Origin of the sequence: Nocardioides aquiterrae (assembly GCF_039526625.1) — a bacterium.
Classification (GTDB): domain Bacteria; phylum Actinomycetota; class Actinomycetes; order Propionibacteriales; family Nocardioidaceae; genus Nocardioides; species Nocardioides aquiterrae.
This window is the reverse complement of record NZ_BAAAJE010000002.1, coordinates 576,452-596,817: the sequence shown is the minus strand read 5'-3', so window position 1 is coordinate 596,817 and position 20,366 is coordinate 576,452. Positions and strand designations below refer to the sequence as shown.

General features: G+C 72.9%; 18 protein-coding genes and 2 tRNA genes. 9 read left to right on the top strand and 11 right to left on the bottom strand.

Annotation, left to right across the window (positions count from 1 at the left end; translation table 11 throughout):
- Positions 1-14 precede the first annotated feature (14 nt).
- On the top strand, positions 15-752 hold the full coding sequence (rph, locus tag ABD086_RS05470) for a ribonuclease PH (RefSeq protein WP_343906355.1): 738 nt from the start codon (positions 15-17) through the stop codon (positions 750-752).
- A 10-nt stretch (positions 753-762) separates the two neighbouring features.
- Positions 763-1,377, top strand: a complete 615-nt coding sequence (gene rdgB / locus ABD086_RS05465; protein WP_343906353.1) for an RdgB/HAM1 family non-canonical purine NTP pyrophosphatase — start codon at positions 763-765, stop codon at positions 1,375-1,377.
- 1 nt (position 1,378) lies between these two features.
- Here rdgB and ABD086_RS05460 read toward each other — a convergent pair.
- Together ABD086_RS05460 and bcp are read right to left on the bottom strand one after the other, a co-directional pair.
- A tRNA-Leu gene (locus ABD086_RS05460) sits at positions 1,379-1,452 on the bottom strand.
- A gap of 52 nt (positions 1,453-1,504) precedes the next feature.
- The gene (gene bcp / locus ABD086_RS05455; protein WP_343906351.1) at positions 1,505-2,008 is read right to left on the bottom strand and encodes a thioredoxin-dependent thiol peroxidase; all 504 of its coding nucleotides are present in this window, start codon (positions 2,006-2,008) and stop codon (positions 1,505-1,507) included.
- A 95-nt stretch (positions 2,009-2,103) separates the two neighbouring features.
- On the opposite strand from bcp, the gene ABD086_RS05450 reads away from it, so the two are divergent.
- From ABD086_RS05450 to ABD086_RS05420, 7 genes are read left to right on the top strand one after another with little or no spacing between them, the layout of a single operon-like run.
- Positions 2,104-2,793 (top strand): energy-coupling factor ABC transporter permease, encoded by a 690-nt coding sequence (locus ABD086_RS05450; RefSeq protein ID WP_343906349.1) that lies wholly within the window; start codon positions 2,104-2,106, stop codon positions 2,791-2,793.
- Positions 2,790-3,038: a PDGLE domain-containing protein gene (locus tag ABD086_RS05445; RefSeq protein WP_343906347.1), complete on the top strand. Its 249-nt coding sequence runs from the start codon at positions 2,790-2,792 to the stop codon at positions 3,036-3,038. Before ABD086_RS05450 ends, ABD086_RS05445 begins: the two co-directional genes overlap by 4 nt.
- A complete protein-coding gene (cbiQ, locus tag ABD086_RS05440) occupies positions 3,038-3,706 on the top strand; it encodes a cobalt ECF transporter T component CbiQ (protein ID WP_343906346.1) in 669 nt (222 codons plus the stop codon). Before ABD086_RS05445 ends, cbiQ begins: the two co-directional genes overlap by 1 nt.
- Positions 3,703-4,455 (top strand): energy-coupling factor ABC transporter ATP-binding protein, encoded by a 753-nt coding sequence (locus ABD086_RS05435; protein WP_343906344.1) that lies wholly within the window; start codon positions 3,703-3,705, stop codon positions 4,453-4,455. Before cbiQ ends, ABD086_RS05435 begins: the two co-directional genes overlap by 4 nt.
- Positions 4,456-4,492: 37 nt before the next feature.
- Positions 4,493-4,747 (top strand): DUF3618 domain-containing protein, encoded by a 255-nt coding sequence (locus ABD086_RS05430; RefSeq protein ID WP_343906343.1) that lies wholly within the window; start codon positions 4,493-4,495, stop codon positions 4,745-4,747.
- A gap of 26 nt (positions 4,748-4,773) precedes the next feature.
- Positions 4,774-5,073 carry a GroES family chaperonin gene (locus ABD086_RS05425; protein WP_343906454.1) on the top strand — a complete coding sequence of 100 codons (300 nt, stop codon included), beginning with the start codon at positions 4,774-4,776 and terminating at the stop codon, positions 5,071-5,073.
- A gap of 42 nt (positions 5,074-5,115) precedes the next feature.
- Positions 5,116-7,506: a penicillin acylase family protein gene (locus ABD086_RS05420; RefSeq protein ID WP_343906342.1), complete on the top strand. Its 2,391-nt coding sequence runs from the start codon at positions 5,116-5,118 to the stop codon at positions 7,504-7,506.
- Between the two features lie 73 nt (positions 7,507-7,579).
- On the opposite strand, the gene ABD086_RS05415 is transcribed toward ABD086_RS05420, so the two are convergent.
- The 9 genes from ABD086_RS05415 to ABD086_RS05375 all read right to left on the bottom strand — a co-directional run bounded on the left by ABD086_RS05415 (position 7,580) and on the right by ABD086_RS05375 (position 20,306).
- Entirely contained in the window at positions 7,580-9,166 is a 1,587-nt protein-coding gene (locus tag ABD086_RS05415) for a hypothetical protein (RefSeq protein ID WP_343906340.1), read from the bottom strand.
- A gap of 149 nt (positions 9,167-9,315) precedes the next feature.
- Positions 9,316-10,167, bottom strand: a complete 852-nt coding sequence (locus ABD086_RS05410) for a hypothetical protein (protein WP_343906338.1) — start codon at positions 10,165-10,167, stop codon at positions 9,316-9,318.
- Between the two features lie 35 nt (positions 10,168-10,202).
- Complete coding sequence (locus tag ABD086_RS05405; protein WP_343906337.1) at positions 10,203-10,622, bottom strand: PPOX class F420-dependent oxidoreductase; 420 nt, start codon at positions 10,620-10,622, stop codon at positions 10,203-10,205.
- Positions 10,623-10,640: 18 nt separating this feature from the next.
- Positions 10,641-12,035: an FAD-dependent oxidoreductase gene (locus ABD086_RS05400; protein WP_343906335.1), complete on the bottom strand. Its 1,395-nt coding sequence runs from the start codon at positions 12,033-12,035 to the stop codon at positions 10,641-10,643.
- Positions 12,036-12,038: 3 nt separating this feature from the next.
- Positions 12,039-13,079 (bottom strand): YihY/virulence factor BrkB family protein, encoded by a 1,041-nt coding sequence (locus tag ABD086_RS05395; protein WP_343906334.1) that lies wholly within the window; start codon positions 13,077-13,079, stop codon positions 12,039-12,041.
- Positions 13,080-13,271: 192 nt separating this feature from the next.
- Positions 13,272-13,847, bottom strand: coding sequence for a helix-turn-helix transcriptional regulator (locus tag ABD086_RS05390; RefSeq protein WP_343906333.1), 576 nt, complete (start codon positions 13,845-13,847; stop codon positions 13,272-13,274).
- A gap of 72 nt (positions 13,848-13,919) precedes the next feature.
- The gene (locus ABD086_RS05385; protein ID WP_343906332.1) at positions 13,920-19,145 is read right to left on the bottom strand and encodes a DUF7507 domain-containing protein; all 5,226 of its coding nucleotides are present in this window, start codon (positions 19,143-19,145) and stop codon (positions 13,920-13,922) included.
- Positions 19,146-19,303: 158 nt separating this feature from the next.
- Positions 19,304-19,379, bottom strand: a tRNA-Lys gene (locus ABD086_RS05380).
- Between the two features lie 63 nt (positions 19,380-19,442).
- Complete coding sequence (locus tag ABD086_RS05375) at positions 19,443-20,306, bottom strand: FAD-dependent oxidoreductase (protein WP_343906331.1); 864 nt, start codon at positions 20,304-20,306, stop codon at positions 19,443-19,445.
- Positions 20,307-20,366 lie beyond the last annotated feature (60 nt).

Sequence of the window (20,366 nt, the reverse complement as noted above, 5' to 3'; positions counted from 1 at the left end):
ACTAGGGTCGGAGCATGACCACTCCCCGTGAGGACGGCCGCGCCGACGACGAGCTCCGCCCGATCAAGATCACCCGCGGCTGGCTCGACCACGCCGCCGGCTCGGTGCTCATCGAGTTCGGCCGCACGCGGGTGCTCTGCGCCGCGTCGGCGTCCGAGGGCGTCCCGCGGTGGCGCAAGGGGTCGGGCCTGGGCTGGGTGACCGCGGAGTACGCCATGCTCCCGGCCGCCACCAACACGCGCTCCGACCGCGAGTCGGTGAAGGGCCGGATCGGCGGCCGCACCCACGAGATCAGCCGGCTGATCGGCCGCTCGCTGCGCGCGGTCATCGACTACCAGGCGCTCGGCGAGAACACCATCCAGCTGGACTGCGACGTGCTCCAGGCCGACGGCGGCACCCGCACCGCGGCGATCACCGGCGCGTACGTCGCCCTCGCGGACGCCGTCGCGCACCTCCGCTCGACCGGCGCGCTGCCCGCCAAGGATGCGGCAAGCCCGCTCACCGGCTCCGTGGCCGCGGTCAGCGTCGGCATCATCGACGGCGTACCCCGCCTGGACCTGCCGTACGTCGAGGACGTCCGCGCGGAGACCGACATGAACATCGTGATGACCGGCGACGGCAAGTTCGTCGAGGTGCAGGGCACCGCCGAGGGCGCGGCCTTCGACCGCGCCGAGCTCGACGCGCTGCTCGCGCTCGGCGAGAAGGGCTGCGCCGACCTGACCCGTCTGCAGCAGGAGGCGCTCGGCCGATGAGGGGGCAGCGGTGAAGGTCTTCCTCGCTTCGCGGAACGCCAAGAAGATCGAGGAGATGGAGCGGATCCTCCGCGAGCACCTCCCCGACATCGAGGTCCTCGGGCTCGACGACGTGGCGCACTACGAGGAGCCGGTCGAGGACCAGCCGACCTTCGAGGGCAACGCGCTGCTCAAGGCCCGCGCCGGCCTCGCCGCCACCGGGCTGCCGTCGCTCGCCGACGACAGCGGGCTGTGCGTCGACGCCCTCAACGGCATGCCGGGCGTGCTCTCCGCACGGTGGTCGGGCCAGCCGAAGGACGACGCCCGCAACAACCGCCTGCTGCTCGACCAGCTCGCCGACGTGCCCGACGAGCGGCGTACCGCGCACTTCCAGTGCGCGGTCGCGTTCGTCCACCCCACCTGCGAGCAGCTGACCAGCGGCGTCATGCCCGGCCGGGTGGTCCGCGAGGTCCGCGGCACCGGCGGGTTCGGCTACGACGTGCTCTTCGAGGCCGACGACCGGCCCGGCCTCACCACCGCCGAGCTGTCGCGGGAGGACAAGGACGCGATCTCGCACCGCGGCTGGGCGCTGCGCCGGATGGCGCCGATCGTCACGCGGATCCTGGGTGGTCCCGGCCCCGCCTGAGTGCGCCCGGAGAGACTCGAACTCTCACTGGCCAGGACCTAAACCTGGGGCCTCTACCGATTGGGCTACGGGCGCGCTGCTGCAGTCTTCCACGCGTGCGGGGTTCGGCGGTCAGCAGCCGAACCCCTCAGGCGCCGTTGCCCGGCTGCTCGTCGGCCAGGTTGAGCTTCAGGTCCTTGCGCAGCTTGGCGACGTGGCCGGTGGCCTTGACGTTGTACTGCGCGAGGAACACCTTGCCGTCCTCGTCGACGACGACGGTGGAGCGGATGACGCCCTCGACGACCTTGCCGTAGAGCTTCTTCTCGCCGTACGCGCCGTACTCCCGCAGCACGGTCTTGTCCGGGTCCGAGAGCAGGGTGATGGTCAGCCCGTCGCGCTCGCGGAACTTCGCCAGCTTCTCCGGCTTGTCGGGGGAGACGCCGACGACCTCGTAGCCCTCCGCCTGCAGCGAGGACAGCGAGTCGCTGAAGTCGCAGGCCTGCTTGGTGCAGCCGGGGGTCATCGCCGCCGGGTAGAAGTACACGATGACCTTGCGGCCCAGGAAGTCGCTGAGTGCGACGTCCTTCCCGCTGTCGTCGGGCAGCGTGAACTCCGGTGCGGTGTCACCGGGGGAGAGGCGGTCGGTGCTCACGGACGGACTCCTTGTCGCAAATGATGTGCAATAACGTACGCTGGGCACTGATAGGCCGGTAGAGCCAACCTAGCCGCTCGACGCAGGAGGCACGGATGCACGTCCCCGACGGGTTCCTCGACGCCCCGACCTCGGCGGCGACGGGGGCGGTCGCGATCGCGTGCGTCGGCACCGCGCTGGTCCGGGCCCGCAGGGAGCTCGACGACCGGACCGCGCCGATGGCCGGCCTGGTGGCGGCGTTCGTCTTCGCCGTCCAGATGCTCAACTTCCCGGTCGCGTCCGGCACCAGCGGCCACCTGCTGGGGGGCGCGCTCGCCGCGGTCCTGGTGGGGCCGTGGACCGGCGTGCTCTGCACGAGCGTCGTGTTCATCGTGCAGTGCCTGCTGTTCGCCGACGGCGGCATCACCGCGCTCGGCACCAACATCCTCCTGATGGGCGTCACCACCGTGGCCGTCGGCTGGCTGGTCTTCCGCCTGCTCCAGGTGCTGCTGCCCAAGCGGCTCGGGGTCGTCCCGGTCGCGGCCGGCATCGGCGCGTTCCTCTCCGTCCCGGTCGCCGCGGCGCTGTTCGTGCTGCTGTACGCGGTCGGCGGCACCGCGGACATCCCGCTCGACAACCTCACGACCGCGATGGTCGGCGTGCACACGCTGATCGGCATCGGCGAGGGCGTGATCACCTTCCTCGCGGTCGGCGCGATCATCGCCGTCCGGCCCGACCTCGTGTACGGCGCCCGCCGGGTGCTCGCCCGCCGCGAGCTGGAGATCAAGCCGGCGGTCGTCGGATGAGGACGCGCTGGGTGGTCCTGATCGGCGTCGGGGCCGCGCTGGTGCTCGCCGGAGTCCTGAGCGTCTTCGCGTCGTCGTCCCCCGACGGGCTGACCAAGGTCTCGCAGGACCACGGCTTCGCCCACACCGAGCGCCCCCACGACGGCCTGCTCGGCGGGTACGGCCGGGCCACCGGCGCGGTCGGCGTGGTCGTCGTCCTCGCGCTGGCCGGTGGCGTCACCTACGCCGTACGGCGGCGCCGCTGATGGGCGCCGGGCACGGCCACAAGCTGCACTTCCACGGCCACTCCGCGGTGCACCGGGCGCCGGCGCACCTGAAGATCCTCGCGCTGCTGGCGTTCGTGATCACGGTCGTGGCGACGCCGCGGGACTGGTACGCCGCCTACGCGGTCCACCTCGCCGTCCTCGTCGTGGTCATCGGCGTCAGCCGGGTGCCGCCCACCTACGTCCTCAAGCGGACGGTCGTGGAGGTCCCGTTCGTCCTGTTCGCGGTGCTCCTGCCGTTCGTGGCGCAGGGGCCGCGGACCGAGGTCCTCGGCGTGACCGTCAGCCAGCACGGCCTCGAGGCCGGGATCGCGCTGCTGGTCAAGGGCACGCTCGGCGTGCTCGCCAGCCTCACCCTCGCCGCCACCACCGAGCCGCAGGAGCTGCTGGCCGGGCTGGAGCGGCTGCGGCTGCCGAACCAGCTCGTGCAGATCATGTCCTTCATGGTCCGCTACCTCGACGTCGTCACCGGCGAGATGCAGCGGATGCGCGTGGCCCGCGAGGCCCGCGGCTTCAACGCCCGCGACCCGCGGCACTGGCCGGTGCTGGCCCGCTCCGCCGGCGCGCTGTTCATCCGCTCCTACGAGCGTGGTGAGCGGGTCCACCTGGCGATGCTGTCGCGCGGCTACACCGGCAGGATGCCCCGATGACCCCGGTGCTCGACGTCCGCGGCCTGGCCTACGCCTACCCCGACGGCCACCAGGCGCTCTTCGGCGTCGACCTGCACGTCCACCGGGGCGAGCGGGTCGCGCTGCTCGGCCCCAACGGCGCTGGCAAGACCACCCTGGTCCTGCACCTCAACGGGATCCTGGCCGCGGGCGCCGGATCGGTGGCGGTCAGCGGGCTGCCGGTCGAGAAGGCCAACCTCCAGGAGATCCGCCGCCGGGTCGGCGTGGTGTTCCAGGACCCCGACGACCAGCTGTTCATGGGCACGGTCCGCGCCGACGTCGCCTTCGGGCCCGCCAACCTCGGCCTGCGGGGCGCCGAGCTCGACGCCCGGGTGCTGGACGCGCTGGAGAAGGTCGGCATGGCCGAGTACGTCGACCGCCCGCCCCACCACCTCTCCTTCGGCCAGCGCCGCCGGGTCGCGGTCGCCACCGTGCTCGCCATGGAGCCGGAGATCCTGGTCCTCGACGAGCCGTCGTCGAACCTCGACCCCGCCTCCCGCCGCGAGCTGGCCGACATCCTGCGCGCGCTGGACGTCACCGTGCTGATGGTGACCCACGACCTGCCGTACGCCCTCGAGCTCTGCCCGCGCTCGGTCGTGCTCAGCGGCGGCAGCGTGGTCGCCGACGGCTCGACGTACGACGTGCTCACCGACGAGGTGCTGATGAAGGAGCACCGGCTGGAGCTGCCGTTCGGGTTCGACCCGAGGACGGCGCTGCCGCCGGCGCGTTGATAGCCTCCATCCGACGTCGACGCATCGAGGAGCAACCGTGGGCCAGGACCAGCAGCTGTCCGCTCTGGAGCGTGAGATCGAGGAGACCAGGGAGAACCTGGCCCACACGATCGACCAGCTCCTGTACCGGGTGCACCCGAAGACGATCGTCGGCCGCGAGGTCAGCAGCATCAAGGCCCACTACGTCGACGTGCAGACCGGCCAGCCGCGCACGGACAACATCCTCAAGACCGTCGGCATCGTGGTGGGCGTGGTCGGGTTCTTCGTGGTCGTCCGCAAGGTCGTCAGCTGACCGTGGGTGACAAGACACCGATCAAGATGCTCCACGACCGGGTCCTGGTCGAGGTCGACCGGGAGTCCGGCGAACGCCGTTCCTCCGGCGGGATCGTGATCCCGGCGACCGCCGCGATGGGCGCCCGCCGGCTCGCGTGGTCGCGCGTCGTCGCGGTCGGGCCGCACGCGCGCGCCGTCCAGGCCGGCGACCGGGTGCTGTTCGAGCCCGAGGACAAGGCGGAGGTCGAGGTGGCGGGCGAGATCTACGTCGTCATGCGCGAGCGCGACGTCCACGCCGTGGCCGCCGAGCGCGTCGGTGACGCCGCCACCGGCCTCTACCTCTGACCCGGCCTGTAACCCGCGAGTAGCTTCGCCCGTTGAGCGGGCATGCTCCGACGCCTGACCGCCGCGCTCGCCGCCGCAGCCCTCGTCCCGCTCACCGCCGTCGCACTGCCGGTCACGGAGGTCGCGGACGCCGCGGCGCCGCACCACGACCGCTACCGGGCGACGATCGCGATCACCGAGCACGGCATCCCGCACATCACCGCCACGGGCTTCGGGTCGCTCGGCTTCGGCAGCGGGTACGCCGCCACCGAGGACGCGGTCTGCACCCTCGCCGACACGCTGATCACCGCCCGCGGCCAGCGGTCGCTGTGGTTCGGGCCCGACCGCCGCTACAACGACCAGGTCACGCTGGACGCCAAGAACCTCCAGGTCGACGCGTTCGTGACCGACCTGCACCAGCGCCGCGTCGTGGAGAAGCTGCTGCGCGACCCGGTGCGCGGCCCCGGGGCGCAGGCGAAGGCGATGGTGCGCGGCTACGTCGCCGGTGCCAACGAGTGGATCCGGACCAACAAGGTGACCGACCCGGCCTGCGCCGGAGCACCGTACCTGAAGCCGAACGTCAAGCCGATCGACCTCTGGTACGGCGTCTACCTCGCCAACCTGCTCGCGTCCGCGGGCGTCTTCGTCAAGGAGATCGTCGACGCCGCGCCGCCGAGCCCGGACGACCCGGGCCTGCCGGCGCAGCCGGTGCGGGCGTCCCAGGTCGACCGCGACGCGCTGCTGACGGCGCTCGGCCGCGACCCCGAGGCGCCGTTCGGCTCGAACGCCACGGCGGTCGGCGGCGCCGCCACCACCACCGGCCGGGGCATGGTCCTCGGCAACCCGCACTTCCCCTGGCGTGGCCGCTACCACTTCACCCAGCAGCACCTGACGATCCCGGGGAGGTACGACGTCGCGGGCGCCTCGCTGATCGGCTCACCGGTGGTCAACATCGGCTGGAACAAGGACGTGGCGTGGAGCCACACGGTGTCGACGGCGTACCGCTTCACGCCGTACGAGTACAAGACGCCCGCGCCCGGCACGACGTACCTCACCGACGCCGGCCCGCAGGAGCTGATCCACGACACCGTGAAGGTGCGCCTGAAGAACGGCAAGACCGCCTCCGAGGACCTCTACCGCACGCCGGAGGGGTACGTCCTGGACTCGCCCGCGACCCTGATGCCGTGGGGCCCGGAGAGCGTCTGGGCGATCCGGGACGCCAACGCCGAGCACCTGCGCACCATCGACACGTTCCTCCAGATGGGCAAGGCCACCGACGTCCGTGACCTGCTGCGCCGCCAGGACGCCGCGGCCGGCATGCCGTGGGTGAACACCACGGCCGCGGACCGGGACGGCAACGTGCTGTACGCGGACCACTCCGTGGTGCCCAACGTCCCCGACGACCTGGTCCAGCAGTGCCTCACGCCGACCGGGGTCGTGCTCCAGGAGCTCGCCGGGCTACCCGGCCTGGACGGCACCCGCGCCGGCTCCGCCTGCGCCTGGCGCACCGACCAGGACGCCGAGCGGCCGGGCATCTTCGGGCCGGCGAACCTGCCGATGGAGGTCCGCCGCGACTGGGTGATGAACGCCAACGACTCGTACTGGCTGCCGAACCCGAAGCAGCCGCTCGAGGGGTACGCCGGGATCATCGGCTGCGAGCGCTGCGTCCGCACCATGCGCACCCGGATGGTGTCGCACTACGTGCTGGACCGGCTGGCGAAGGGGAAGAAGGAGTCGCCGCGCAGCCTGCGCGGGCACGAGCACGCGAACCGGGTGATGGCCGCCGAGGTGATGCGGCAGGGCGGCGCGCTCGACCAGGTCTGCCAGGCGACGGGTGAGACCGAGGCCTGCCAGGTGCTGCACGACTGGGACGGCCGCTCGAACACCGACTCGGTCGGCACCCACATCTTCGAGGAGTTCGTCACCCGGCTGCCCACGGTGCCGGCGGGCGCGGTCGACCCGGTGTGGCGGACCCAGTTCGACCCGAACGACCCGCTCGACACCCCGCGGGACCTCGACGCCGGCAACCCGCAGGTGATCCAGGCGATGTCGGACGCGATCTCGTCGCTGCGCGACCGCGGCATCCCGTTCGACGCCACGTGGGGCTCGCTCCAGGTCGCCGGCGACCGCGGTGCCCCGCCGATCCCGCTCGGCGGCGGCACGGGCGACGCGGCCGGCAACGCCAACGCGCTCGCCTCGCGGTGGGTGCGCGACAACAAGGACCACTACCGGCCGATCACCTACGGCTCGTCGCACATCCAGGCGATCTCGTTCCTGGACCACGGGCGGGTGGACGCGCGCACGATCCTGACCTACAGCCAGTCCGAGAACCCGCGGTCGCCGTACTCGGCCGACCAGACGCGGATGTTCTCGAAGAAGCGGTGGGTGCGGTTCGCGTGGACGGACGCGCAGATCGCGCACGACCTGGTCCGGCGGTTCACGGTCACGGGGTGATCCGGGACGGACATGGTGCTGCGGCCGGCGTGTCCCCCCGGTCGCGCCGGCCGCAGCCGTTCAGGTGCGCCCGTCAGCGGACCCGCACGGTGAGCGTGCCCGTCCGGTGGCCGGTCGAGATGCCGGAGCCGGCGACCGCGAGACGGAACTGGTAGGTGCCCTTCTTCGTCAGCTTCGGGAACGTCACGCGGGCGGTCCCGGCGGCGTCCGTGGACACCGTCCGCACCGGGGTCCACCCGGAGGCGTCGCGCGTCTCGAGCACCAGGTCCTGATAGCCGGCGCCGGCGACGGCGACGGTGTCGGCCGCGACGGCCATGCCCCGGCCGACGGTCGTGGTGCCGGTGCGGAAGCCCTGGACCGCGGTCGCGGCCTTGGCCACGCCGTCCTCGACGACGCAGGAGACGTCGCCCTGCCAGTGGTAGTTGGTGCCCCCGACCTGGGTCCACACGACGTGGAACGACGTGACGCCCGCCGGCCACTGCGGGTGGCTGAGGTAGTCGAAGACGTGGGTGCCCGACCAGGTGCCGGTGTTGTGGTGGGAGTTCAGCGTGAACTGGCCGACGTTGCTCTCGAACCTGATGTTCGCGTCGTTGGCCTGGGCGTCCGGGATGTTGGCCGGGTAGGCGACGGTCAGCGCGGTGCAGGTCGGGTCGGCGTACGTCCAGTCCCAGGTGAAGGGCGTGTCCTCGTCGACCTCCGGCGCCGGGGCGCAGGAGACGTCGCCGTTCCAGTGGTAGTTGGTGCCCCCGACCTGGACCCACACCACGTGGTACGTCGTGAGCCCGGCCGGCCACTGCGGGTGCGTCGTGAAGTCGAAGACGTGGGTGCCCGACCAGGTGCCGGTGTCGTGGTGGAAGTTGAGCGTGAGGGGACCCTGGGCGGTCTGGAACCGGACGTTGGCGTCGTTGGCCTGGCCGGCCGGGATGTTCGCCGGGTAGTCGACGGTCAGCGCGTCGCACGTGGGGTTCGCGTACTGCCAGTCCCAGCTGAACGGCGGGGTCGGGTCGTCGGTGCCGGGCTCGTCGGTGCCCGGGTCCTCGGTCTCCGGCTCCTCGGTGACCGGGTCCTCGGTGACCGGGTCCTCGGTGACCGGGTCCTCGGTGACCGGGTCCTCGGTGACCGGGTCCTCGGTGACCGGGTCCTCGGTGACCGGGTCCTCGGTGACCGGCGGCGTGGTGACGTCCGCGCGGTCGCACGTGACCCAGAAGGTCTTGGACTTGCTCTCCGAGCCCCGGGTGCCCCTCGCGGTCGTGGTGACCTGGACGTGGTAGCCCTTCCCGGCCTCCGGGTCCGCGCCGGTGAACTTCAGCGTGTAGGTCCGCGCGGTGTTCATGACGCGGCCGGAAGCGGCGGACCCCAGCTCGACGCTGCCGGGGCCGGCGACCTTGGTGATCACCGCGTTCTTGGTGGGCGCCTGGCTCTCGAACTTCACCGTGGCGGTCGACCGCTGGAAGCCGTACCACTGCAGGTCGAACGTGCAGCCGACCTTCGGTTCGTTGCTCTCGTCGGCGGCGCCGCCGACCTGGGAGACCTTGAGCGAGCCCTTGTTGCCGCCCCCGGTGCTGCCGCCACCGGTCGCGTGCGCGGGCTGCGCGCCGAGCACGAGGAAGGCCGGCAGCACGCTGGCGACGGCGGCGGCGACGACGAGCCGAGCTCGCATGGTGGTCTCCTGGGGTTCGGATCCGGTGGGCGCGAACCACTGTTTCAGTCGGAATCCGTCCCCAGAAGGGCTGTGAACCAACCGTGCACGCCGTGTGGAGGAACCTTGAGGCTGCGTTGAGAAAACCGGCCGCGCCGGTCCGAAATGGGTCAGGGGAGCCCGGTGAAGGGCTCCGTGCCGCGCACCAGGCGCAGGCCCGAGAGGCCCGCGTGCGCCCGTGCGAACGCCAGCTCCTTCGCCAGGTCGCCGATGTAGTTCGACGCCGGGAGCGGGGCGAGACCGATCGTGGACAGCACGCCGACGGCCGTGCCGTCGTCGGCCAGGAACCCGGACCCGGAGTCGCCCGGGATGCCCGGGGTGGCCGAGTAGAGCGGGTGCGACCAGCCCCCGTCGGCGGGGTCGTCGCCGAGGCCCACGCCGGTGTGCGGGGACAGCGGCTCGACGCCGCCCCGCAGGCTGGAGTTGCCGTAGGTGTACAGCCGGTCGCCGGCGGCGGTGCCGTCGGTGTCGATGCCGGTCGGGCCGCCCCAGAACGGCACCGAGGGGTTCACCGACGCGACGTCGCGGGCGGCGACCCGCACCAGGGCCAGGTCGTTGTAGGCGCAGGTGATCGCGTCCGTCGTGCCGAGCTCCTGCATGGCCAGCCAGGAGGAGTACACCAGCCTGCCGGTGCCGACCCGGGTGCCCTCGTCGGCCGGGTTGCCGCCCTCACGGAAGCTCACCTTCGTGCCCAGGGGGAGCGACTTCGTGGCGCAGCCGTCGGTGTCGGTGGCGGCGCCCTTCCCGGCGCAGTGGGCCGCGTAGCCGACGTACACGTGCCGGGCCCGGTCGGTGTAGACGAAGTTCGCGGTGCACTGCGCACCCTTCGTGTACATCATCGTGCCGGGGTGGATCGCCGCTCGGTCGGCCGGCGCCCACCGGTCGCCGGCGTGGGCGCCGGGACCGCCCAGGGTCAGGGCGGCGGCGAGGATCACACTGGCGGCGAGAGCGGGGGCACGCATACAGGTCGAACGAGCCCCGCCGCCCCCGGGTTACGTCAGCGCAGGGCGCCGTACGCCCGCGTCGGCCGCAGCCGGACGACGACGCGGCGGTCGCGCACCATCGCCGCCCGGTACTCGTCCCAGTCGTCGTGCTCGCCGGACAGCTGCCGGTACAGCGCGACCAGCTCCTCGACCGTGGCGTCGTGCGGATCGGCGGCGACCTCGGACAGCTCGGCGTCCGCCTCGAGCACGGCGTACGACCAGAAGCTGTCGCCGTTGACGTGGAGCGCCGCCCAGGGGGTGCGCCGGAGGTTGGCGTACTTCGCCCGGTCCGCGGTGGTCGAGATGCGGATGACGCCGTCCTCGCCGACGCCGTGCAGCACGTTGGACAGCTGCGGTCGCCCGTCCCGCCGGAGCGTGGTGAGCACCGACTGGTGGGTGGCTCGCGCGGCCTCGAGGGCCCGGTTCGTCTCCATGCCCGGGTCAGCGCCCGGTCACGCGGTCTTGTTCCTGAGCGGGCAGGTGGCAGGCCCCTCGAGCACGGCGCCGTCGGGTGCGAACCGCGACCCGTGCAGCGGGCAGTCCCAGCTCTCCTCGGCGTCGTTCCAGCGCAGCACGCCGCCGAGGTGGGTGCAGACCGGCGCCTCGTCGCTCCCCGCCAGCTTCCGGGCCCAGCCGGTGGTCATCTCGACCGCGACCTCGGCGTTGAGCTTCAGGCTGCCCGGGAGGCCGCGCAGCTCGTGGGTGCTCCACGGCTGGTACGCCGCCGCCCACGGCTGGTGCCCGTGGAGGATCCGCCCGGCGAGGGCGAGGGAGGCCGCGACGCCGTTCGTGAGCCCCCACTTGGAGTAGCCGCCGGCGACCAGGATGCCGCCGACACCGGGCAGGATCGGCCCGGCGTACGGGAGGGCGTGGTGGGGCAGGTAGTCCTGCGCCGACCACGCGTGGGTCTCCTCGGCGCCGGGGAAGTACTCGGCGGTCCAGGCGCGCAGCTTGTCCAGGTGCTGCCGCTCCGAGGTGTTCGCGCCGACCTTGTGGCCGTCGCCGCCGACGAGCAGCACGTCGCCGGGGGCGTCGCGCAGCGAGCGGGACGGCTGGTCGGCGGACAGGTACATCCCGTCGACGGCCCGGCCCGGCGTGCGGTAGGCGAGGCTGTAGGAGCGCGCCGGCTCGGCGCGGGCGAAGAACGCGCCGCGGTCGAGCATCGGCATGTTCGTCGCGATCACCACGGTCTGCGCGCCGGCGTCGCCGGCCTCGGTGACCACCCGGCTCGGGCCGTGGCCGTGGACCCGCAGGACGCGGGCGCCCTCGGCGATGACCACGCCGTGCGTGCGGGCGTCGGCCGCGAGCGCGCCGACCAGCTCGACCGGGTCGAGCTGGACCTGGTCGTCCATGCGGACCGCGCCGGTCGTCGGGAACGGCAGGTCGAGGTCCTCGTCGAGGGTCGCCTTCTCCAGGCCGGCCTTGTGCATCGCCTCGAGCTCGGCGAGGACGGAGCGGTGGCCCTGGGGCGTGGTGGCGTAGGTGTACGACGGGCGCCGCTGGTGGTCGACGCCGTGCTCGTCGCAGAAGCGCACCAGCCACGCGAGCCCCTCGGCGTTCGCGTCGGCGTACTCGCGCAGCACCGACGCCGGGTGGCGCCGGTCGATCTTGGAGTAGTGCGTGCCCTGCACGAGGCTGACCTTCGCGGTGCTGCCGCCGGTCGTGCCGGCGCCGACGTACCGCGCCTCGATGACCAGCACCGACTTGCCGGCACGGGCGAGCAGCCCGGCGGTCGTCAGGCCGGTGAGCCCGGCGCCGACCACCACGACGTCCCAGTCGCCGGCGATCGCGGGCGGGACGGGCTCCTCGCGGGGGTGTCGGTCGTGCCAGAGCGAGGTGAGGGCCATGGGTCAGTCCTTCCGGGTCCGGTGGCGGCGGGCGCGGAGGCGGATCGCCCGGCCCCGGCGCTCGTCGTCCTCCTGCTTGGAGCGGGCCTTGTCGATGCCGGTGTCGTCGCGGGGCGGCAGCCGCAGCACCCGCTCGGCGGGCTCCCCGCTCTGCAGCTCGCGACCGCGCTCGAGCTCGGCGTCGATCTCGGCGCCGAAGAGCAGCGCGAGGTTCGTCAGCCACAGCCAGAGCAGGAAGGCGATCACCCCGCCGAGCGCGCCGTAGGTCTTGTCGTAGGAGGAGAAGTTCGCGACGTAGAAGCCGAACGCCGCGGAGAGGACGCCCCACGCGACGATGGCGACCAGCGCCCCGATGCTGATCCACCGGAACTTCGGCTGGCGCACGTTCGGCGTGGCCCAGTAGAGGAGGGCGACGATCAGCATCACCACGAGGAACATCACCGGCCACTTGGCGATGTCCCAGACGAGCCGGATCGAGCCGCCGAGGCCGAGCTGGGCGCCGATCGCGTCGGTGACCGGGCCGGTCACGACCAGCGCGAGCAGCACCGCCGCGGTGAGCACGACGAGGACCAGCGTCAGGAGCAGCATGGCCGGGCGCAGCTTCCAGACCGGCCGGCCCTCCTCGACCTCGTAGACGCGGTTCATCGCCCGGCCGAACGCGCCGACGTACCCGCTCGCGGACCACAGCGCGCCCACCAGGCCCAGCACGAACGCGACGCCCGCGGTCTGCGACCGGCTGATCTCGAGGAGCGGGTCGCGGACGCTGTCGACCACCGAGCCGCCGCCGAGCTGGCTGACGATGTCCAGGACCGTCTTCGTGCTGTTGGTGCCCTCGCCGACCAGCCCCAGCAGGGACGTCAGCGCGATCGCGGCGGGGAACACCGCGAGCACCGAGTAGTAGGTGAGCGCCGCCGCCAGGTCCGTGCACTGGTCGCGCTGGAACTCGCGGAGGGTCCGCCGCAGCACGTAGCGCCAGGAGCTGCCCGTGAGGTCGGTCGGCGACTCGACCTCGGAGGCGTCGGGGTCGGCGTGTCGGGTAGCCATGGCCGCTCGGTGCCCGACCGCGGCCCGGGGTATGCCGGGCGTCCGGTGGTCGAGCCTGTCGAGACTCCGATGCCGGGTGACTGCCGGCTCGCTGGCGGCCGCTTTCGGGTCGTGTGCCTGAGACCGCGCTATAGCGCGGTCTCAGGCACACGACCCCGTGACCGGGTCACCTCTGGACGTGGGCCGGGCGCCTCAGTCCGGCGGGGCGAACCCGTGCTGCAGGCACCACGCGACGGCTCGGCTGCGCGAGGTGGCGCCGATCTTCGCGTACGCCGAGCGGATGTAGGTCTTGACCGAGTTGATCGACAGATAGAGGCGCTCGGCGATCTCCAGGTTGCTCGCACCCTGGGCGATCAGGGCGAGCACCTCGACCTCGCGGGGGGTCAGCCCCACGTGGCTGCCGAGTGGGTCCGTGCTCCCGGGCAGGTCCTCGCCGGCGGCGGCCGCCTCGACGGCCTCGATCAGCTCGTGGGAGCCCACGCTCATCGAGATCCACCCGTGGGCGCCCGCGGCGAGCGCCCGGGCGCGCAGGTCGGGGCGCAGGTCGCGACTCACCGCGACGACGACCGACTCGGTGCGGTCGAGCAGGTCGGCGAGGTCCGAGCCGTTGGTGTGGTGCACGCCGAACACGTCGTACAGGACGACCTCGGCCTTCTCCACGTCGGTCACGACGGACCGGGCGGGGTGCTCCGCGAGCATCGCGGCCAGGCCCTTACCGAGAACCTCCTGCGTGTACACGATCCCCACGCGGGTCGGTCTGCCGGACATGAACACAATCCTTGTGGGGTACGAGCGCCACGTCCTCTCTGGCGTTACGCCCAAAAGGGTGATTTTGGGCGGTCAGCGGACCCGCACCGCGTACGGCGACGTGACCGCCCCGGTCACGGCCGCGGACTCCTCGACGCGGAGCCGGAACTGGTAGGTGCCCTTCGCGGCCAGCCTCGGGAAGATCACCCGCGCGGCGCCGCGCGAGGTGACCGGCACCGTGCGGACCCAGCGCCAGCCGTCGGCCGTGAGCTGCTCGAGCTCCAGCGCCTCGTAGCCGGACTGGTCGACCTCGACGGCGTCGCTCGACGGCGTCTGGCCCGGCTTCAGGGTGGTGGTTCCGGTCCGCCAGCCGCTGATCGTGGTGACGGCCTGCGCGCCACTGGCCGCCGGCGTCCCCGGGTCGCCCGGCGTCCCCGGATCGCCCGGCGTCCCCGGGTCGCCCGGCGTCCCCGGGTCGCCCGGGTCGCCCGGGTCGGTGACGTTGCAGCGCACCGCGCCCTGCCAGTGGTAGTTCGTGCCGGCCACCTGGGTCCACTCGACGGTGTACGACGTGACGTCGGCGGGCCACCGCGGGTGGGTGAGGTAGGGGAACGACGTGGTGCCGGACCAGAAGCCCTCGTTGTTGTGGAAGTTCAGCGTGAACTCGCCGACGTTGCTCTGGAACCTGACGTTGACGTCGTTCGCCTGGTCCTTCGGCAGGTCCACCGGGTAGCTGACCGTCAGCGCCGAGCAGGTCGGCGGCGGGTAGCGCCAGTCCCAGTTGAACGGGCCGCCCGGGTCGGTCGGCTGCTCCGGCTCCAGGCTCGGCGTGGGCATGCTCGCGGTCGACGCTGCCGTGACGGTGCTGCCGCCCGCCTGCGCGGCCGCGGTCGCGGTGTTGTCCACCGAGCCGCGGGCCACGTCGTCGGCGGTCACCTCGTGGGTGCGGGGACCGGTCAGCTGCGGGCAGGTCGAGCTCGCCCCCGGAGCCAGGCCGGACACGCACGGCGCGCCGTCCAGCCCGAGCATCGGGTCGCTGATCGTGACGTCCGTCAGCGGCACGTTGCCGTTGTTGGTCACGGTGAACCCGTAGGTGAGGGTCTCGCCGGGGGAGCCCAGCACGTCGGCGTCGTCCGAGTCGCGCACGGACTTGGCCAGCGTGATCGCCGGCGTCGGCACGTCGGTGGGCAGCGAGGCCTTGCCGGTGCCGGTGACGGCGCCGAGGGCGGACGTCGCGCTCGTGGTCGCGGTGTTGTCGACCGACCCCTTCGCGACCTCGCCGGAGGTCACGACGTGGGTCCGGCCGTCGAGGCAGGTGGCGCTGGCCCCGACCGCGAGGTCCGCGACGCACGCGGCGCCCGTGATGCCGAGCATCGGGTCGCTGATCGTCACGTCACGCAGCGGTAGGTTGCCGTTGTTGGTGACGCGGAACGAGTACCGGAGCGTCTCGCCGGGGCCGGCCGTCGAGCCGGCGTCGTCGGAGTCCCGCACCGACTTCTGCAGCGCGATCGCGGGCAGCGGGGCCTCGGTCGGGAACGTGGCCGAGTCCTGCCCGCGGACGGCGGCGCCGGTGCTGGACCTGCCCGCGGCGACCGCCGTGTTGTCCACCGAGCCGTGCCCCAGGTCCGCCGCGGTCACGGTGTGCGTCCGGCCGGAGAGGCAGGTGGTGCTGGCGCCGACGGCGAGCGTGGCCGCGCAGGAGGCGCCGTCCAGGCCGAGCATCGGGTCGCTGACGGTCACGTCGCGCAGCGGCTGGTTGCCGGTGTTGGTGACGCGGAACGTGTAGGTCAGGGCCTCGCCGAGCGAGCCGAGGTCGTCTGGGTCGCCGGAGTCCGTGACGGACTTCTCCAGCGCCAGCCCCGGTGCGGCCGGCGTGCCGATCACGGCGCGGTCGTCGTCGCTGACGGCCGGACCGGCGGTGGGCGTGCCGGTCGCGGTGGCGGTGTTGGCGACCGATCCCGCGTCGATGTCGGCGGGGGTGACGGTGTGGGTGCGACCACCCAGGCAGGTGGTGGTCGCCCCGGCCGCCAGGTCGGTCGCGCAGGGCTCGGCGGTGAGGCCGAGCATCGGGTCGGTGATCGTCACGCCGTGCAGGGCGACGTTGCCGGTGTTGGTGACCGTGAACGTGTACCGGAGGTCCTCGCCGAGCGAGCCGACGGTGTCCGCGTCGTCGGAGTCCGCGACGGCCTTGCCCAGGATGATCCCGGTCCGGGGCGACTCGGTCGCGATCACCGCGCGGTCGTCGTCGCCGACCACCCGGTCGTCGGGTGCCGTCGCGGTCGCCGTCGCGGTGTTGGTGACCGAGCCGGCCTCGATGTCGGCGCTGGTCACCGTGTGCGTCCGCGGGGACGGCGTGCAGGTCGCGCTGGCCCCGACCGCGAGGGAGGTGGCGCAGGAGGCCCCGCTGACGCCGAGCGACGGGTCGTCGAGCAACACGTCGCGCAGCGGGACGTTGCCGGTGTTCGTGACCGTGAAGCCGTAGGTCAGCGTCTCGCCGAGCGAGCCCACGGCGTCGGCGTCCGGGCCGTCCGTGACGGACTTCGCCAGCGACAGGGCCGGTACGGCGGGCGTGGCGATCGTCGCGGTGTCCTGGCCGGACGCCTTGCCGCCCTTGTTCGTGCTGCCGCTCGCCCTGGCCGTGTTGCTGACCGACCCCGCCGCGATGTCGGCGGCCGTGACCGTGTGCTTGCGGTCGGGGAGCAGGGGACAGGTGGTGGTGGCCTTCGCGACCAGCTTGGCGGCGCAGTCGGCGTTCGTCAGGCCGAGCAGGGCGTCGGTGATCGCGATGTCCTGGAGCGTCACGTTGCCGGTGTTGGTGACCTTGAAGGCGTAGCTGAGCTTCTCGCCCAGCGACCCGATGCCGTCGCCGTCCCCGGAGTCCTTGACGGTCTTGACCAGGGTCAGCGCACGGGTCGCCGCCTCGGTGGTGATCCGCGCGGTCTCGGAGGCGGACACCGTGGCGCCGCCCGGCGCCGTGCCGGTCGTCGTCGCCGTGTTGACGACCACGCCGTCCTCGATGTCATCCGACGTGGTCGTGTACGTCGCCTGCGGGCAGGTCGCCGTCGCGCCGGCCGCCAGGGTCGCGACGCACGGAGCCCGGTCGAGGCCGACCTTGGTGTCGCTGACGGTGACGCCGCTCAGCGGCACGTTGCCGGTGTTGGTGACGGTGAACGTGTAGGTGAGCGTCTCGTCGGGGTTCGCGATCGACCCGGCGTCGGGGGAGTCGGCGACCTTCTTGGTCATCGCGATGGCCGGGGCGGCGGGCGTCGCGATCGTCGCGGTGTCCGGGTCCTGCACCGTCCGGCCGCCGGCGGTGCCGGCGTTCGCGGTCGCCGTGTTGGCGACCGACCCGTTGGCGATGTCGGACGCGGTCACGACGTACGTCGGCTGCTGCGGGCACGTCGCGGTGGCGCCGGGGTCGAGGGCGGGGGCGCAGGGGGCGCCGCTGATCCCGAGCTTCGGGTCGCTGATCGTCACCCCGGTGACCGGCACGTTGCCGGTGTTGGTGACCGAGAACCCGTACGTGAGCGTCTCGCCGAGCGAGCCGATCTGGTCGGCGTCGGGCGAGTCGGTGACGGTCTTGGTGAGGACGACGGCGGGTGCCGCGGCCTCGGTCGGGAGGGTCGCGGTGCCCGCCCCGTCGACGGCGGCGCCGTTCGGTGCGGTGCCGCGCGCGACCGCGGTGTTGTCGACCGAGCCGCGACCGATGTCCGCCGAGGTCACGGTGTAGGTCTTGCCGCCCAGGCAGGTGGCGCTCGCCCCGACGGCGAGGGTGCCCGTGCACGCCGCCCGGTCCAGGCCCAGCATGGCGTCGGTGACGGTGACGCCGGTCAGCGGCACGTTGCCGGTGTTGGTGACCCGGAAGCCGTAGGTGAGGGTCTCGCCGCGCGACCCGATCGTGTCGGCGTCGGCGGAGTCCGCCACGGTCTTGGTCAGCGCGAGGCCGGGAACGGCGGGGGTGGAGATCGTCTCGGTGTCGGACGCGACGACGGCCGAGCCGGAGGACGGCGTACCGGTGGCGGACGCGGTGTTCGAGACCGAGCCGCGCGCGATGTCGGCGGCGCCCACCGTCCAGGTCTGGGCAGCGAGCTGCGGGCAGGTCGTGCTGGCTCCGGCAGCGAGCGTGGCCACGCACGCCGCGTTGGTGAGGCCCAGCATGGAGTCGGTGACCTTGACGTTGGACAGGGGGAGCACGCCGGTGTTGGTGACCTTGAAGCCGTACGTCAGCCGTTCGCCGAGCGAGCCGATCGTGTCGGCGTCGCTGGAGTCGGTGACGGTCTTGTCGAGCGCGATGCCCGACCGGATCACGTTCGTCGGCTGGTAGACCGAGTTGCTCGAGGTGTCGGGGTCCTTGGTGTCGAGGGAGACGGCGAAGGCGCGGTTGCAGATGTCGGAGTCCGGGCAGACCAGGCCGGCGCCGCCGTCCTGGGCGCCGGAGCCGGCGTACGCGTCGGCGGTGGCGCTGCTCGGCGTCGACACGGCCAGGGAGATCGTCCGGCTCGCCCCGGGCGCCAGGGTGCCCACGTTGCACGCGACGAGGGGCGTGCCGTAGAGCGACTCCTTCGAGCAGGTGGCACCGCTCGCGGACGCGAAGTCGGTCGTGGGGTCGACGTAGTCCTTCACCCAGACGTTCGTGGCCGTCACGGTCTGCGACGCGTTGCGCACGGTGAGGATGTAGGTGAGGGCCTGCCCCGGGCGGATCGGGTCGGCGGGGTCGTCCTTGGTGACCTGCAGGTCGGCGCCGTAGCCGCCGAGGCCCTCGGCCGACACCGACCTCGTCGCGCTCCACGCGCCGCGGACCGTGGCGGTCCCGGCGTGCCAGCGGACCTTCACCGGCCGGACGGAGTCGGAGTAGACGTCCGCGGTGAACGGCCCGAGCTTGCCGCCGACCAGCATCGTGGTGCCCGCGCAGTAGTCGCCGAGGACGACCGAGCCCTGGTACGTCGCGGCGTCGGCGATGTCGTCCGAGGGCACCCACGCGTCGGCGGTGCGCGGGTACTCCTGGTGCCCGATCGGCACCGTGACGGAGGACTGGCTCGGCGTCCGGCCGTTTTTGCACGCGATCGAGAGGACGCCGCTGGCGTCGTCGACGATCGTCGACGACGGGTCGTCGGGGTCGAAGCTGTAGCCGGCGAGCACCGTCGTGCCCGGCGTCGCCTCGAACGGCGTCCCCACCTGCTGCGGGATCGTGACCGTGGGCGTGCCGGTGTCGTAGGTGGCGCTGGCGGGGGCGCCCGTGACCGTGACCAGGCCGGCGGCGCCGACGGCCACCGCCGTCACCAGCAGGAGGGCGCGACGTACGGCGGGAGGACGGCTCATCGGTCTCGGCTTCTCGATGGAACGGACGTGGCGGGTCTGTCGAAACAACTGTCCCCGTACCCATCGGTCACGCCAGCCCCTGGCGTTACGCCCGGAAGGGTGAATCTCGTTCCTCGGACAGCACGAGGGCCGGCCCTCTCGGACCGGCCCTCGCTGGGTGGTACGCCATCAGGGACTCGAACCCCGAACCCGCTGATTAAGAGTCAGCTGCTCTGCCAATTGAGCTAATGGCGCGCGCTGGGAAGCGACGTGAACTCTACCAGCGAGCGACCGCAGCGAAAAATCGCGGCGGCGCCCTCAGCCCCGGGCCAGGACGGCCTGGGCCGCATTGTGTCCGCCGAGCGCCGTCACGCCGCCGCCGCGGCGCGCCCCGGAGCCGCAGACCAGCACCGAGGCGACGTCGGTGTGGACGCCCCACCGCTGGGCGGGGGTGTCGAGCCGGGCCCGGTTCGGGGCCCAGGGCCAGTCCAGCTCGCCGTGGTACCAGTGGCCGCCGGGCATCGCGAACTCGCGTTCGACCTCGGCCGGGTCGACGCCGGTGTCGCCCTCCCAGTGCGGCTTGGTCGCGGGGTCCTCGGGCTCGCCGAGCAGGATGGCGAGCACCCACGGCGCGACGTTCGCCAGCACGTGCCGGGCGCCGACGGTCCGCGACGTCGCGCCGTCGTGCCAGGTCACCTCGGCGTCGGCATCGTCGGCGCGGATGCCGCTGACGCCGGCGGCGGTGCGGATCTCGGCGCCCGCTGCGCGGGCAGCCGCGTCGAGGGCGTCGGCCACGGCGTCGCCGCCGCCGGTGACGGCCGGCAGGCTGGCCCGGAGGCGCACGTGCAGGTCGAGCGGCGACGTCGTCAGCTCGTCCCACGCGGGCACCTGCGCGCGGACCTCGCGCTCGAGGGGGAGCGGCCGCACCAGGGTGGGAAGGACGGCGCGCGCGAGCTCGTCGGTCACCGGGCGGGGCTGGAGCCGCAGGTCCAGGCCCAGGTCGGCGGCGACCACCTCGGGCAGCGCCGCGTCCGGGGACCAGCGGGCCGCGCCGCCGGTCCGCTCCAGGCGCTCGAGGACCAGCACGGACCGGCCGGCGCGGGCGAGGTAGGCGGCCGCGGCCAGGCCGTTGTGACCACCGCCGACGACCACCACGTCATAGCTGCTGGATGCGGAAGTCACCGAGCCAACGTAGGGCACGTCGGCAGGTCGGACCCCCACCGGTGCGCCGGTGACGCCAAG

What these genes read in the sequence shown, in the direction of transcription:
- rph (WP_343906355.1), top strand. Translation starts at nt 15, where the DNA reads ATGACCACTCCCCGTGAGGACGGCCGCGCCGACGACGAGCTCCGCCCG.
- ABD086_RS05450 (WP_343906349.1), top strand. Translation starts at nt 2,104, where the DNA reads ATGCACGTCCCCGACGGGTTCCTCGACGCCCCGACCTCGGCGGCGACG.
- ABD086_RS05445 (WP_343906347.1), top strand. Translation starts at nt 2,790, where the DNA reads ATGAGGACGCGCTGGGTGGTCCTGATCGGCGTCGGGGCCGCGCTGGTG.
- cbiQ (WP_343906346.1), top strand. Translation starts at nt 3,038, where the DNA reads ATGGGCGCCGGGCACGGCCACAAGCTGCACTTCCACGGCCACTCCGCG.
- ABD086_RS05435 (WP_343906344.1), top strand. Translation starts at nt 3,703, where the DNA reads ATGACCCCGGTGCTCGACGTCCGCGGCCTGGCCTACGCCTACCCCGAC.
- ABD086_RS05425 (WP_343906454.1), top strand. Translation starts at nt 4,774, where the DNA reads ATGCTCCACGACCGGGTCCTGGTCGAGGTCGACCGGGAGTCCGGCGAA.
- ABD086_RS05420 (WP_343906342.1), top strand. Translation starts at nt 5,116, where the DNA reads ATGCTCCGACGCCTGACCGCCGCGCTCGCCGCCGCAGCCCTCGTCCCG.
- ABD086_RS05415 (WP_343906340.1), bottom strand. Translation starts at nt 9,166, where the DNA reads ATGCGAGCTCGGCTCGTCGTCGCCGCCGCCGTCGCCAGCGTGCTGCCG.
- ABD086_RS05410 (WP_343906338.1), bottom strand. Translation starts at nt 10,167, where the DNA reads ATGCGTGCCCCCGCTCTCGCCGCCAGTGTGATCCTCGCCGCCGCCCTG.
- ABD086_RS05405 (WP_343906337.1), bottom strand. Translation starts at nt 10,622, where the DNA reads ATGGAGACGAACCGGGCCCTCGAGGCCGCGCGAGCCACCCACCAGTCG.
- ABD086_RS05400 (WP_343906335.1), bottom strand. Translation starts at nt 12,035, where the DNA reads ATGGCCCTCACCTCGCTCTGGCACGACCGACACCCCCGCGAGGAGCCC.
- ABD086_RS05395 (WP_343906334.1), bottom strand. Translation starts at nt 13,079, where the DNA reads ATGGCTACCCGACACGCCGACCCCGACGCCTCCGAGGTCGAGTCGCCG.
- ABD086_RS05390 (WP_343906333.1), bottom strand. Translation starts at nt 13,847, where the DNA reads ATGTCCGGCAGACCGACCCGCGTGGGGATCGTGTACACGCAGGAGGTT.
- ABD086_RS05385 (WP_343906332.1), bottom strand. Translation starts at nt 19,145, where the DNA reads ATGAGCCGTCCTCCCGCCGTACGTCGCGCCCTCCTGCTGGTGACGGCG.